Source organism: Mycolicibacterium stellerae (assembly GCF_003719305.1).
GTDB classification, from domain to species: domain Bacteria; phylum Actinomycetota; class Actinomycetes; order Mycobacteriales; family Mycobacteriaceae; genus Mycobacterium; species Mycobacterium stellerae.
The window spans coordinates 87734-100362 of sequence record NZ_RARC01000024.1 but is presented as its reverse complement, the minus strand read 5'-3'; the positions used below and the strand labels follow the sequence as shown (position 1 = coordinate 100362).

Sequence of the window (12629 nt, the reverse complement as noted above, 5' to 3'; positions counted from 1 at the left end):
GCCGTACATGCCACCCGCCGTGGCGTACGCGCCGCCACCTCCTCCGCCGCCCCCACCTCCGATCGCCCCGCCGCCACGGATGACGCAACCGCCCGCGCCCGCGAAAGCACCTCGGCCACCGCGGGACTCGAATTGGATCGGCAAGGTTCTCGCCGTCGCGGGCGTCGCTGTCACACTCATCGGCGTCGTTCTGCTGCTCGTGCTCGCCGCCCAGGCCGGCATCCTTCGTCCTGAAATCCGGGTCGGCGCAGGTGCAGTGCTTGCCGGGGCGCTCGTCGTCGTCGCGGTTCGATTGAACCCGCGCCAGGGCGGACGCGTGGGTGCCATCGCCCTTGCCGCAACGGGTGTCGCCGCGGCGTACATGGACGTCATCGCGATCACGACGATCTATCACTGGGTGTCGGCGCCCGTCGGGCTGGTGCTCGCCGCGGTGATCGGCGGCGGTGGCCTCACCCTGGCCCGGCGCTGGGACTCACAGCACCTCGGCCTACTCGTGTTGGTACCGCTGATCGTCCTCGCGCCGATCGTCTCCGACGGCGTTACGTTGCTGTTGATCGCGTTCATGCTTGCCATCTCGGCTGCATCGCTGCTCGCTGCGCTCGGCAAGGACTGGATCTGGCTGCATGCGGCGCGAATCACGGCGCCGACGTTCCCGCTTTTGATCGCGTTGGTCGCGGCCCGTGTCGGCGACAACAACGGTGCCTGGCTGGCCGGTGGCTGCGCAATCGCCGCCCTGCTCGCCATGGTGGGCGCGCTGGTCCTGTTGCCGTCGACCGACAACAAGGTCGCGATGGCGCTGCTGACCATCGGGGGCGTGTTTCCGGTGTTGTGCGCGTCGGTGGCACTGCCATCGACGGTCGCCGCGCTGATGGCAGCCGGACTGGCCGCCGCACTGCTTGCGGTCGTGCTCGTCGGGGACCGGCTGCCCGGCGTTTCGAAGATCGTCCGCCAGATCTGGTCGGTGACATCGGCGGTGTCTGCTCTGATCGCGGTGACGGTCGCCTTCGACGGCGAGATCGCCACGTCGGTGCTGTTGGCAATGGCTGTGGTGACCTCCGTCGCGGGACGCCGAGACGCCGTCGCGCGTCTTGTGGCCGTCGGGTTCGGCGTCGTCGGCGGGCTGCTCTACCTCGGCTACGCACCGCCCACGTTGCTGGTCCGCGCGACGGCGCTGTCCACACCGGATTCGGTCGCCATACTGGTTTCCAGCATCCTGCTGATCGCCGCTGTCATCGCAACCTTCTGGTCGTGGGTCGGGCGCGGAGTGCTGGACACCGACGCGGTCCGTGTCCTTCTGGCCGGACTGGCGGTCGTGGTCGTCTACTCGATCACCACCTTCACCGTGACGGCAGGCGTGTTGGCAGGCGGCGAAAGCGGCGGGTTCTTCGCCGGCCATATGGCCGCCACCATCTGCTGGATTGCGATGGCGGCCGCGCTGTTCGGGTACGCGGCGCGCAAGCCACGCGACGACCGGTCGCTTCCCATCGCCGGTGGCCTGGCGCTGGTCGGGGGCTCGATGGCGAAGTTGTTCCTATTCGACCTCGGCACGCTGGACGGGATGTTCCGGGTCGCGGTGTTCATCGTCGTCGGCCTGGTCCTGCTCGGTATGGGCGCCGGGTATGCCCGACTGCTGGCCCAGCAGGATCAGCAGGAAGTGTGATGCCATTCACGGCATAATCTGGAGTCATTCAAGATTATTGCTCGTTGAAATGTCCATGAGCACACGTCGAACCGAAGCAGAAATCCGAAACTTTCAAGCATCCCCCCAGCTCGGCGGCAATTTGCAGCGCGTCCTTGTGGACCTGATCGAGCTTCACCTGCAGGGTAAGCAGGCGCACTGGAACGTGGTCGGCACGAACTTCCGCGACCTCCATCTGCAGCTCGATGAACTCGTGGACTTCGCGCGTGAGGCCAGCGACACGATCGCCGAGCGGATGCGCGCCCTCGACGTGGTCCCCGACGGCCGCTCCGACACCGTGGTCGCGGGCACGTCACTTCCGCAGTTCCCGGCCTACGAGCACGGCACCGCCGAGGTCGTCGACTTGATTACCGCGCGCACCTACGCGGCAGTCGACACCCTGCGCGCGGTGCACGACGCGGTCGACGCAGAAGATCCCAGCACGGCGGACATCCTGCACCAGCTCATCGACGGGCTCGAGAAGCTGGCCTGGCTCATCAAGTCGGAGAATCGCAAAGTCTAGGCACCGGCGAAGCGGGTACTCCACGCGTCGTGACAGTGACAAGAGACATTCGCGCGTCCCGCCGGCAGGTGTGGGACATCATCGCCGACGGCTGGACCTACTCCCAATGGGTCGTCGGCAACAGCAGGATGCGGGCGGTCGATCCGACCTGGCCCGCACCGGGGGCGACCATTCGCCACTCGATCGGCGTCTGGCCGCTCGTGATCGACGACGAGACGGTGGTGGAAGAGAGCGTGCCGCTGGAGAAGCTGGTGTTGCACGCAAAGGGTGGGCTGTTCGGTGGGGCCCGGGTTATATTGCGGCTCAGTGACATTCCCGACGGTTGTCGCGTGGTGATGGAGGAGTACCCGGTAAGCGGCCCCGGCGCCGTCCTGCCGAGTCGGTTGTCGGACCTCGCCGCGTGGCCACGGAACCGAGAGTCGTTGTGGCGGCTCGGCGCTCTGGCTCAGCGGCTCAAACCGATTGAGCTGTCGGACCGCTGATCGACTGCAGTTGGGTGTCGTGCGGCCCGTCGCCATTGCGCCTGCCAACCAGATACCAGGTATGTATCAGGCCCTTGCCCTTGACGACGACGTCGCCGCGTTCCTCGAGCACATAGCCGTCCTTGAGCCGCTCGTACATCGCTTGGGGCACCTGGATTCGACCCTCGACGTCGGTGGACTCCATCCGTGACGCGACGTTGACCGCGTCGCCCCAGACGTCATAGAAGAACTTGCGCGCGCCGACGACACCGGCGACGACGGGTCCGGACGCCAGCCCGATGCGCAACGGCACCGCGCGGCCCTGCGGATCCGTCAGGTCGGCGACCGCTTCGGTGATGTCCAGGGCTAGGCAGGCAATGGCATGGACGTGGTCGGCACGGGGCGTCGGCACACCGCTGACCACCATGTACGAGTCGCCGCTGGTCTTGATCTTCTCCAGACCGTGGGTGTCGACCAGCGCGTCGAGGTCGGTGTAGAGGGTGTCCAGGAACCGGACCAGCTCGGTGGGCGTCATATCGCTGGCCCGCTTGGTATATCCGGCGATATCGGCGAAGAGGATCGAGGCGTCGTCATATTTGTCGGCGATGATGTCGCGCGCCGGATCCTTGAGCCTGTTCGCGATGGACGCGGGCAGGATGTTTGCCAGCAGCGCCTCGGATCGCTGATACTCGGCCTCCATCGCCTTTTCGGCGCGGTCGATCTCGCGCATCGCATACCAAACCGTTGCCACCACCATGACCGCCGAGCCGATGACGGAGAAGATGAAGCCGACGGTGAGCATCCACGGCGGGCCGAGATTCCTGTCGTCGGGAACGAGCAGCTCGAGTGCGATCGATCCGGCCACCCCCATCGCCACGATCGTCGACGCCAGCACGACGCGCTCGATTCCGAGCACGAGGAGAACGAGAGTTGCCGCAACCAGGAAGTAGAACTGCAGGCCGGAATTCGTCCCGATGGTGTAGCAGACGTACCCGACAAGGCTGTACGCGGCCACGAAGAACGTCAGTGGCGCGATCAGCTCGCCGAACCGATACAGCAGCGGAACCGCGACGAAAACCCCAGCGAACGCGAGGTTGAGCAGCCCGATCCACCAGAGGTTGCCGCCGAGCGTCAGCTGGAAGATCCCGAACGCCACACTGATCACGGCGCCGATCCACGCCGCGATCTTGAGAACCCGGAAGCGACTGGCCACGCTCTCGGCGTAGTGCTGAGTTCGGGCCGGCACCGCGTTAGCCATGGCCAGCTCGGGCATACATACCGACCGCGCCCTGCGCGTCATGGCACGAGCCTACTTCGCCGGGTCCGCAGAAAGCCTGGCTATCTCACGAGCGCGCAGCGCAAGCCAGAGCTCGTGACGGTCCTGCGCCGATTCCATTCGCCTGCCGGTCAGCCGCTCGACGGCCTCGACCCGGTTCGCCATGGTGTGCCTGTGCACGCGCAGCGCGTTGGCTGCCGCCGCCCAGTGGCCGTTGTGTTCCAGGAACGCGGTGAGCGCGCGCAGCAGTTCGGTGGCCCGGTCGCTGGCGTCCAGCGGGCCGAGCACCGCATCGGTGTAGGCCTGAAGAGCTTCCGGGCCGACGGCACCAAGCAACATTCGGCTGCTGGCGATTTCTTCGGCGTGCAGATGCCGACCCTGCACCCGGCTCGCGGGCAAAGCCGAGCGGGCTTGCCGCAGCGACACCGCAACGGCGCCGGGCCGCACCCCGATGCCGATGCCGGCCGCCCTGCCCGGCGCCAGCGTGGCCAGCGCGGAAGGCAGATCGGTCGCCAGCGGCACCGTGACTTCGACGACGTTGCCGACCACCCGGACGAGGGCGTCCCGCAGGATGGTGAGCAGATCGGCGGCGAGATCCTCTGCGTCGTCGGGGGCGGCGATCGCCGCGGCCCGCTGATCGGCGTCCTTCAAGCCGAGCGATGCCAGCCAGCGGGCCGCAACCGTGTCGTCGACCGTGCCCCTGGCCAATCTGTCGAGCACCTGCGCGCGTTCGCGGCGTTGTGCGCTGCCGAGCCCGTGTCGGCGTTCCAACTCCAGGGACAACAGCGAGACCAAATCGCCGGTGATCTGTTCGGCGGCAGGCACTTCCGCCGGACCGTCGATCAGCAACCACGCCCGAAGCCGCTGAGCGCCGAGTGCGTGCAACTCGCGGCGGCGGCCTTCGCCGATGTCGGCGGCCGCGGCAGTCAGACCGTGGTCTCGGACCGACGCGAGCAGGCCTGACATCCGCTCCACCAGACGACCGCCGTCGGCGTCGGTTTGCGCAAGCACCCGGCCCAGCTGATCGACGATGACACCCGAACGGCCCGTTGCGTCGCGGTGCGCGTTGAGGATTCCCAGCAGGCCGCCGGGGCTGACGGCGGCGGCGGTGAGCGCGCGCTGCGTCTGCAGCGTGCGTTCCAAGACTTGGCGTTCGGCGCGCGCCCGGTACGCGAAAACCGCCTTGGTGACCGCGATGAAGGGCACCTCGTCGGGCACCGTCAGCAGTGGCATTTCATGCCCGTCGGCGGCGACGATGAGCCGGTCCGGTGCCCGCTGGTGGGGCAGTTGGGCGCCCAGCCCAAGTCCGACCGCCCGCACACCGGCGTCATGAAGCTCGCTGATGTAGGCCCGGCAGCCGTCGACGGTGTCAGGCAAGAGCAAACCGATCGTGAGCAACAGCTCGCCGCCCTGCAGCCACGGCCCGGGATGAGACAGCTCGGACACCGCGGCCGCCTCGATCTCACGGTCGGCGGCGCGGCGGCCGGCGACCAGCTCGAGGCCAAGGGATGCGTCGGCGAGCAGCTCGGACACGGTGAGCATCGACATATCGTCCAACCGATTGCCACGAATATCTACAAATCGTCGATGTCGGTGTGGCCGCCATCTCGGAAGGCTGTTCGGGCATGACGTCGTCACACCAGCCCATCGGTCCCGTCGATGCCACCAAGGTGCCGCGGTACGCCGGTCCGCCCACCTTCGCGCGCCTGCCGCGGACCGACCAGGTGACCCACACCGACGTCGCCGTCGTCGGCATCCCGTTCGACTCCGGCGTCTCTTACCGACCGGGTGCGCGGTTCGGGCCCGCGCACATCCGCGCGGCGTCCAAACTGCTGCGCACCTACCACCCCCGCCTCGACGTCGAGCCCTTCGCGGTGCACCAGGTCGCCGACGCAGGCGACATCGCCGTGAACCCGTTCGATATCGCGGAAGCGATCACCACAATCGAGCGGGCCTCCGACGAGTTGCGCGACGGCGGTACCAAGCTGATCACCCTGGGCGGGGACCACACCATCGCGCTGCCGCTACTGCGGTCGCTGCATCGCGACCACGGGCCGATTTCGGTACTGCACTTCGACGCTCACCTGGACACCTGGGATACCTACTTCGGCGCGCCGTTCACCCACGGCACCCCGTTCCGCAGGGCGAGCGAAGAAGGCCTGCTCGACCCCGAACACTGCCTGCACGTTGGCATTCGCGGCCCGCTGTACGCGCCGAGCGACCTCTCCGACGACCGTGTGCTCGGCTTCCAGGTGATCGGCTCCGACGACTTCCAGATCGACGGCCTTGCCACGGTCATCGAGCGGATGCGCGCCCGCCTCGGTGAGGCGCCGGTGTACATCTCGATCGACATCGACGTACTCGATCCGGCGCACGCGCCGGGAACCGGAACCCCGGAAGCCGGCGGTATGACCAGCCGTGAACTGCTGCACTGCCTGCGAAACCTGGTGGGTGTGAACGTGGTTGGGGCCGACATTGTGGAGGTCGCACCGGCATACGACCACGCCGAGATCACCGGGATCGCTGCAGCACACGTCGCCTACGAACTCCTGTCCGTGCTGGCGGCCGGTTCATGACCGACTACCGCAACGGCGGCGCAGCCGTCGTCGAAACGCTTGCCGCACACGGTGTGGACACACTCTTCGGTATCCCAGGCACTCACAACCTCGAGCTGTACCGGCACTTCGATGATCATGGCGTCCGGGCTATTACGCCCCGCCACGAGCAGGGCGCAGGCTATGCGGCGGAGGCATATGCCCGCGTCAGCGGGCGGCCCGGCGTCGTGGTCACGACCAGCGGGCCCGGTCTTACCAACGCAATGACGGCGGCCGCCACCGCATATGCCGAATCCCAGCCGGTACTGCTGCTGTCCTCCGGTATGCCTACGGGTACCGAGGGCCGCGACCTGGGTCAGCTGCACGAAGCGAAGAACGTCAGCGGCGCAATGGACCAACTGGTGTCATGGAGCCTTCGGGTGCGCACCGCCGACGAAGCGGCATCGGCGGTGACCGAGGCGTTCAGCGGTTTCACCGGGCGGCGTCCCCGACCGGTCCACATCGAGATTCCGGTCGACGTGCTCGAGCAGGCCTGGGGCGGTGAGCCGCGGATCGCGGCGGCGGTCGCCCCGCCTATACCCGAGCGCGACGCCGTGCGCCGCGCCGCCGAACTGCTCGGCTCAGCCGAGTTGCCGCTCATCATCGCCGGTGGCGGCGCCGTCGACGCGCAGGCCGGGTTGACGGCCCTCGCCGAGGCGGTGGGCGCGCCGGTGGCCACCACCGTCAACGGCAAGGGCACGGTCGACGAGGCACACCCGCTGTCGGTCGGCGCGTCGGTACGGCTTCGTGCGCTGCAGAAAGCCGCGGCCGACAGCGACGCGCTTCTTGTGATCGGCACCGAGCTCGGCGACTCCGACCTGTGGGAGGGCCAGATCCGCGGACGGAAGGTCATCCGTTGCGATATCGACCCGGCCCAACTCAACAAGAACTGCCCCGCCGACCACGCGCTGCTCGGCGACGCCGCCACCACGCTGAGCGCGCTGCTCGAGGCGCTGCCTGCGAAACCGGCTGGGGGAGAACAGCGTGCAGCGATACTGCGAACCGCGTGTCGGGACGAGGCGGCCGTCGATGCCGGCCCATACGCTGAGATCAACGCCGCGGTCCGCGCGGCACTTCCCGCCGACGGCGTGCTGGCCGGCGACAGCTCACAGGTCACCTATTTCGGCTCCGTGCACTACTTCGATCTGCCCGCTCCGCGGCGGTTCTGCTACTGCCCAGGGTTCGCCACCCTCGGCTACGGACTTCCTGCCGGGCTGGGAGCCGCGGTCGGACAGCCAGGCGCACCGGTCGCCGTCCTGCTCGGTGACGGTGCACTGATGTTCTCGGTGCAAGAGCTGACAACGCTTGTGGAACAGGGCCTTTCGGTACCGATAGTCGTTGTGGATAGCGGCGGTTATCGGGAGATCCAGGATCAGGAGGCGGCCCGCGGGATCCCGCCGATCGGGGTCAAGCTGCACACGCCGGACCTGGCGGCCCTCGCCGTCGCGATGGGCGCCAACGGCGTCCGTACCACCTCGACCGCAGACCTGTCCGAACTCGTCGGTTCCGCGCTCGCCGCCGACGGCCCGACCCTCATTCACTTCGACATCCGCTGAAAGGACCCCCCTCATGGATATCGCTGTCGTCATCATCTATCTCGTTGGCATGATCGCGTTCGGGTTCTGGGGTAAGCGAAGAGCCACAACACAATCCGACTTCCTAGTGGCCGGTCGGCGACTCGGTCCGATGCTCTACTCCGGCACGATGGCTGCCATCGTGCTCGGCGGCGCATCCACCATCGGCGGCGTCGGTCTCGGTTACCAGTACGGCATCTCGGGCATGTGGTTGGTGTTCGCCATCGGCACGGGCATTCTGTTGCTGAGCCTGCTGTTCGCGGGCCGGATCCAGCGTCTGCGCGTGTACACCGTAAGCCAGATGCTCGAACTTCGTTACGGGCCAGGCTCTTCGGTGCTGTCCGGCGTGGTCATGTTCGGCTACACGTTGATGCTGTCGGTGACCTCGACCATCGCGTACGCGACGATCTTCAGTGCGCTGTTCGACATCGGTAGGGTGCCCGCCATCGTTCTCGGCGGGAGCGTCGTGGTCATCTACTCGGTGCTCGGCGGAATGTGGTCGATCACGCTGACCGACTTCGTCCAGTTCGTGATCAAGACCATCGGCATCTTCTTCATCCTTCTGCCGGTCGCCCTGTACAAGACGGGTGGAATCAGCGGGCTGGCCGACAAGCTGCCAGTCGACGCGACGTCGTTCACCTCGATCGGCGGTCAAACGATCCTGACGTACTTCGTCGTCTACACCTTCGGACTCCTTATCGGCCAAGACATCTGGCAGCGGGTGTTCACCGCACGCAGCCCCGGCGTGGCCCGCTGGGCGGGCACCGCAGCCGGCGTGTACTGCCTGCTGTACGCCGTGGCCGGTGCGGTGATCGGGATGGCGGCCAAGGTATTGCTGCCCGCGTTGGAGGCACGCGACGACGCGTTCGCGGAATTCGTCGAGATGCAGCTACCGCCGATCCTGGCCGGTCTGGTGCTGGCGGCCGCGCTGGCCGCGGTGATGTCCACCTCGAGCGGAGCGCTGATCGCCACGGCGACGGTTTTCAGCCAGGACATCGTCGCCCGGCTGCGCAAGCGCGACATCGAAGCCGGAAGCGAACACGACCACGTGCGCAGCAACCGGATCTACGTAGCCGTCTTCGGGATCCTGATGATCGTCATCGCATGCCTGCTGCAAGACGTCGTCGCGGCGCTGACCGTGGCGTACGACATTCTTGTCGGCGGCCTGTTGATCCCGATCCTCGGCGGACTGCTCTGGCGTCGCGGCACCAACATCGGCGCGATAGCCGCGATGGCGGTCGGCACGGTTGCCACACTGTCCACCATGATTGCCGTCGGCGACATCTTCGCCAACGAACCGATCTACGTCGGGCTGGCATCGGGCCTCGTGGTGTTCGTCGTCGGCAGTTTGCTCAGTAAGCCGACTGCCAGCGAGGTGATGGCCGAGTGGGAGCGCAGGAGTCGGGGGGAGGGCAGCGCGCCAGAACCGGTGACAGAGGCGACAATTTAGTGTGACGTTGTAAGGTCTAAGCCTGCCGTTCGCTGATCTTGGGGGGCAAGGTTGGACAGGTGGTGGGTCCGAGACGTGGCAATCTGCTGCGCGGTTGCTTCATGCGCAATGGCTGCCGGGCCGGGCTTTGTGGGGACCGCCGTCGCACACGCAGGACTCTTCGGGATCGGGCCCGACATCTTCGACCTATTCGGCGACGACAAGAAATCCGATCTGCACCACCCGCGGCCAGAGGCCGACGTCGGTGCACAGTCGTCTCGAACGACTGCCGGAGTGACGACCGCGGAGGCCCCGACGGCCAAGGTCGGCAGCCTTCCCGAGAACGCGAATGCCCGCGGGGTCGCCGCCTCCGAGGCGGTCGACATTCCTGGAAGCGTCGGTCGGGGTGGCGGTGGCGGCCTTCCGCTCACCAACGCCGCTGTGCGGGCGGGAAATCTGCCACGCGTTTCATCCGCGCCGGTGACGCGCAGCATCGTGATCCGTGGTGTCCCTCAGTCGGCCAGTCCGGCCGCCTCAGCGCCTGAGATCGTTTCGCCTGCGCTGCCTCAGGCGCCCGCCATCGTCGCGCTGGCCGCGCCGCCCCCGGAAGCACCAGAACCGGCGAGCCGGCCGGCGGTCGCCGCACCGCCTGCGCCGGCACAATCGGCTCCACAGGGGAAAGACCCACTGGCACCGAATGATTCGGGTGCAACACGGATGCCCGACGGGTACCGGATCGGGTACGCGGAGTACCTGAGGTCTGCGACTACCAGCGACCTCTTCGCAGCGGCACTGCCCGGCGTGGCCGGTATTGCGGGGTTCACCCTCGTCGGTGCGTACGCGGGCTACCGGCAGGCCAAATCCCTGCGGCGCGCGCTGCTTGCTCCGGTACCCACGAGCATCCTGCTCTGAGCAGGTAGTTTGATTTCGATGAAATGCGGGCACCCAAGCCCGGCATTGTGTCTCTTGGGTGGGGAGCAGAATGAAAAGGCCGCTGACGCGAAGCGCGATCGGATGCGTGACCGCCTGCATTGCCCTGATTGTCGGGCCGTCGCTTGTCGGTACTGCCGTCGCTAAAGCAGATCTGCTCGGCGTCGGCGGTGGAGGCGGCGGAATCGACGTCCTGGGCATCGACCTGCTTGGCGGTGGAGGAAAAGCCAAGACCGTCAACGGCGGACGGGCTCGCCTAGACGCAGTCTCCACCGCGCCGAGCGCCCGCAGTGTCGTGATCCGATCAAGGGGCCCTGCGGCCGTCCCCGTCGCGCAGACGGCGCCCGCACCTGCGATCGTTTCTGCCGCGTATGCGCCTGCGACGATGATGGGCTCCCCGCTGGTCGAGGCGATCCCCGCTGCGTCCCCGCCCGCGGCGCTGCCGCCAGCCGCCGTTCCGCAGGCGGCCGGGCTGATCGCGCCGCCTGCCGCACCGGCCTACGGCCCGCCGGCGCCGCGAGCCCTGCCGGTGATCCCTTCGACGAGCGCGCCTTGGCCGGGTCGCCCGCTCGCGCCTGGCGATTCCCTTCGACCGCCGACGAAGATCCCAGCGGGCTTCAGGGCCGGCTACGCGGAGTACCTGCGGTCCGCGACCAACATGGACATTCTCGCGGCGGCGCTGCCCGGCGCGGTGGGCATCGCCGGGTTCACCCTTATCGGTGCGTTTGCCGGCTACCGCCAGGCCAAGGGTGTGCAAAGGGCGCTACTGGCGCCGGTTCCGACGAGAATTCTGCTGTAACCACGACTCTGGTGCCCTCGGTGAGATTCGAGCTCACGTCATGGGCCTGACCACGGCTCCCACCCTCCCCATCCGGTGCAATTCGCGGTAGCCGGCGCCTGTCCGGTATATCTTCAGCGCGGCGAAATCTGCTTGCTGGTGCATTGGGAGAGTCATGACACCTGAAGAGGTCGTGCGGGCCAAGCTGAACGCGTGGGCGACGTTGGACGCCAACAACGTCCTGGCCCATTTCAGCGACGATGCAGTTGTCGTAGACCCAATGGGCACGTATCGCGGGCTTGCGGAGATACGTCGAACAGTTGAGGGCTACATCAAGCGGATGGATCGAGCAGATCTCCAAGTCCTGAGTGTGGCGGTCAACGGTGGTCTGGTCATGGTGGAACGCATCGACCGCTTCGTCTACGACGGCAGGAACGTATCTGCTCGGTGCATGGGAGCCTTTGAGGTCGTCGACGGCAAGATCACGGCGTGGCGCGACTACTTCGACGTGCCTAACCAATGAGCCAAGCGGCCAGGGCCCTGGAATTGCTGTTTGCCTGCGGAAACACGCTCGCAGCACGAGTGCCCTCGGTGAGATTCGAACTCACACTGTACGGGTTTTGAATCCGTTTCCTCTGCCAGTTGGGATACGAGGGCGCGGCCTACCACCATAGAGGATCCCCCGAGGTCGCTGACTGAGGCCGCGACCGCCACAATGGCAGCCATGACCGCCCCAACGACAGACGGTGTCAAGCCACACCGCGTTCTCATCGCAGAGGACGAAGCACTCATCCGGCTCGACTTGGCCGAGATGCTCCGCGAGGAGGGCTACGAGGTCGTCGGCGAGGCCGGTGACGGGCAGGAAGCCGTCGAGTTGGCCGAAAGCCTCAAACCCGACCTGGTGATCATGGACGTCAAGATGCCGCGTCGCGACGGCATCGACGCGGCCTCCGAAATCGCCGCCAAGCGCATCGCCCCGATCGTCGTGCTGACCGCCTTCAGCCAACGTGACTTGGTCGAGAGGGCCCGCGATGCGGGCGCAATGGCCTACCTCGTCAAGCCGTTCTCCATCACCGACCTGATTCCGGCGATCGAGGTGGCGGTCAGCCGGTTCAACGAGATCTCCGCGCTGGAGCAGGAAGTCGCGACGCTCTCGGACCGGCTGGAGACGCGCAAGCTGGTCGAACGGGCGAAGGGTTTGCTCCAGACCAAGCATCAGATGTCCGAACCCGAGGCGTTCAAGTGGATTCAGCGGGCGGCGATGGACCGCCGCACGACCATGAGGCGCGTTGCCGAGGTGGTGCTGGAGACGCTCGACGAGCCGGAGGACGCCGCGCCGCCCGCCTAGCAATACCCCGAAAACGCGCACCACGGCCATGTGTTGGC

General features: G+C 67.1%; 12 protein-coding genes and 1 tRNA gene. 10 read left to right on the top strand and 3 right to left on the bottom strand.

Annotated elements, in window-relative coordinates:
- The 3 genes from D6M19_RS24505 to D6M19_RS24495 all read left to right on the top strand — a co-directional run.
- The coding region (locus D6M19_RS24505; RefSeq protein ID WP_123027879.1) for a DUF2339 domain-containing protein at nt 1–1660 on the top strand (1660 nt) is incomplete at its 5' end.
- Nucleotides 1661–1715: 55 nt separating this feature from the next.
- Nucleotides 1716–2201, top strand: coding sequence for a Dps family protein (locus tag D6M19_RS24500; protein WP_123027861.1), 486 nt, complete (start codon nt 1716–1718; stop codon nt 2199–2201).
- Between the two features lie 29 nt (nt 2202–2230).
- Entirely contained in the window at nt 2231–2683 is a 453-nt protein-coding gene (locus tag D6M19_RS24495; RefSeq protein WP_123027860.1) for an SRPBCC family protein, read from the top strand.
- Here the strand turns inward: D6M19_RS24495 and D6M19_RS24490 are convergent.
- Together D6M19_RS24490 and D6M19_RS24485 are read right to left on the bottom strand one after the other, a co-directional pair.
- Nucleotides 2655–3962: an adenylate/guanylate cyclase domain-containing protein gene (locus tag D6M19_RS24490; RefSeq protein WP_234835024.1), complete on the bottom strand. Its 1308-nt coding sequence runs from the start codon at nt 3960–3962 to the stop codon at nt 2655–2657. The two genes, D6M19_RS24495 and D6M19_RS24490, sit on opposite strands and share 29 nt — an antisense overlap.
- 9 nt (nt 3963–3971) lie before the next feature.
- A complete protein-coding gene (locus D6M19_RS24485; protein WP_164478668.1) occupies nt 3972–5480 on the bottom strand; it encodes a PucR family transcriptional regulator in 1509 nt (502 codons plus the stop codon).
- 83 nt (nt 5481–5563) lie between these two features.
- On the opposite strand from D6M19_RS24485, the gene speB reads away from it, so the two are divergent.
- From speB to D6M19_RS24455, 6 genes are all read left to right on the top strand, one after another.
- Nucleotides 5564–6514 (top strand): agmatinase, encoded by a 951-nt coding sequence (speB, locus tag D6M19_RS24480; protein ID WP_123027878.1) that lies wholly within the window; start codon nt 5564–5566, stop codon nt 6512–6514.
- Nucleotides 6511–8088, top strand: a complete 1578-nt coding sequence (locus D6M19_RS24475) for a thiamine pyrophosphate-binding protein (protein ID WP_123027857.1) — start codon at nt 6511–6513, stop codon at nt 8086–8088. Before speB ends, D6M19_RS24475 begins: the two co-directional genes overlap by 4 nt.
- 13 nt (nt 8089–8101) lie before the next feature.
- On the top strand, nt 8102–9556 hold the full coding sequence (locus D6M19_RS24470; protein WP_123027856.1) for a sodium:solute symporter family protein: 1455 nt from the start codon (nt 8102–8104) through the stop codon (nt 9554–9556).
- 108 nt (nt 9557–9664) lie between these two features.
- A complete protein-coding gene (locus D6M19_RS24465; protein ID WP_164478667.1) occupies nt 9665–10447 on the top strand; it encodes a hypothetical protein in 783 nt (260 codons plus the stop codon).
- A 106-nt stretch (nt 10448–10553) separates the two neighbouring features.
- On the top strand, nt 10554–11264 hold the full coding sequence (locus D6M19_RS24460; protein ID WP_164478666.1) for a hypothetical protein: 711 nt from the start codon (nt 10554–10556) through the stop codon (nt 11262–11264).
- A 154-nt stretch (nt 11265–11418) separates the two neighbouring features.
- Nucleotides 11419–11766, top strand: a complete 348-nt coding sequence (locus D6M19_RS24455; protein ID WP_123027853.1) for a limonene-1,2-epoxide hydrolase family protein — start codon at nt 11419–11421, stop codon at nt 11764–11766.
- Nucleotides 11767–11826: 60 nt separating this feature from the next.
- Here D6M19_RS24455 and D6M19_RS24450 read toward each other — a convergent pair.
- Nucleotides 11827–11900: transfer RNA gene (locus tag D6M19_RS24450), tRNA-Leu, on the bottom strand.
- Nucleotides 11901–11967: 67 nt separating this feature from the next.
- Here D6M19_RS24450 and D6M19_RS24445 point away from each other — a divergent pair.
- The gene (locus D6M19_RS24445) at nt 11968–12591 is read left to right on the top strand and encodes a two-component system response regulator PdtaR (protein WP_123027877.1); all 624 of its coding nucleotides are present in this window, start codon (nt 11968–11970) and stop codon (nt 12589–12591) included.
- Nucleotides 12592–12629 lie beyond the last annotated feature (38 nt).

Bases quoted from the DNA above. Each gene is read 5' to 3' on its own strand.
- D6M19_RS24500 (WP_123027861.1), top strand. From the start codon at position 1,716: ATGAGCACACGTCGAACCGAAGCAGAAATCCGAAACTTTCAAGCATCC.
- D6M19_RS24490 (WP_234835024.1), bottom strand. From the start codon at position 3,962: ATGACGCGCAGGGCGCGGTCGGTATGTATGCCCGAGCTGGCCATGGCT.
- D6M19_RS24485 (WP_164478668.1), bottom strand. From the start codon at position 5,480: ATGCTCACCGTGTCCGAGCTGCTCGCCGACGCATCCCTTGGCCTCGAG.
- speB (WP_123027878.1), top strand. From the start codon at position 5,564: ATGACGTCGTCACACCAGCCCATCGGTCCCGTCGATGCCACCAAGGTG.
- D6M19_RS24475 (WP_123027857.1), top strand. From the start codon at position 6,511: ATGACCGACTACCGCAACGGCGGCGCAGCCGTCGTCGAAACGCTTGCC.
- D6M19_RS24470 (WP_123027856.1), top strand. From the start codon at position 8,102: ATGGATATCGCTGTCGTCATCATCTATCTCGTTGGCATGATCGCGTTC.
- D6M19_RS24465 (WP_164478667.1), top strand. From the start codon at position 9,665: ATGGCTGCCGGGCCGGGCTTTGTGGGGACCGCCGTCGCACACGCAGGA.
- D6M19_RS24455 (WP_123027853.1), top strand. From the start codon at position 11,419: ATGACACCTGAAGAGGTCGTGCGGGCCAAGCTGAACGCGTGGGCGACG.
- D6M19_RS24445 (WP_123027877.1), top strand. From the start codon at position 11,968: ATGACCGCCCCAACGACAGACGGTGTCAAGCCACACCGCGTTCTCATC.